General features: G+C 65.3%; 1 protein-coding gene. It reads left to right on the top strand.

Annotation, left to right across the window (positions count from 1 at the left end; translation table 11 throughout):
* Positions 1–185 (top strand): hypothetical protein (locus tag J5M58_RS26215; protein ID WP_207880249.1); only part of this gene is annotated, 185 nt, incomplete at its 5' end.
* Positions 186–518 lie beyond the last annotated feature (333 nt).

Below are 518 nucleotides of genomic sequence, written 5' to 3' on the forward strand. Positions count from 1 at the left end.
GGGGCGGGTTTGCTGTGACTGCTTTCGGACGCGCGCTAACCCACCATTCGATGAATGGTGCGAATAATGTGCGCGATGCGAAAGCCAAGGGAATTCATGTGCGCAAGCTTGCTGCAGCGCGCGCGGTTTGTCAATCCCGCCCGGCGCGCGTCCGCGCCGCCGCCGCGGCGCGCGGCACATCCTGACGCATCGCATGCGTCACCTGACGCACAGCTTTCAAGCGGAAATGCCTCTAACGTCTGCTGCGACGCCGGCCGCGCGCCGGCGTCGCCGAACGCCGGCGGGACTTGACGCCCTTCGGGCCGCTCGTCAATCCGGACGCTTCGAATCCGAACTTTCTTCAGGAGAACCAAGATGCAGGAACTCAGCCCGCAGGAAATCGCCCACGTCTCGGGCGGCCACTACGACGGAGGCGGCCTCTTCGACACGCTCGGCAATCTGATCGAGATCGCCGGCAAAGGCGCGGAGACGATCGGCAATACGCTGACGTTCGGCCTGCTGTCGCCGATCGGCAGCGC

It is taken from the genome of Pseudomonas sp. 32_A (genome assembly GCF_017490905.1).
GTDB lineage: Bacteria > Pseudomonadota > Gammaproteobacteria > Pseudomonadales > Pseudomonadaceae > Aquipseudomonas > Aquipseudomonas inefficax.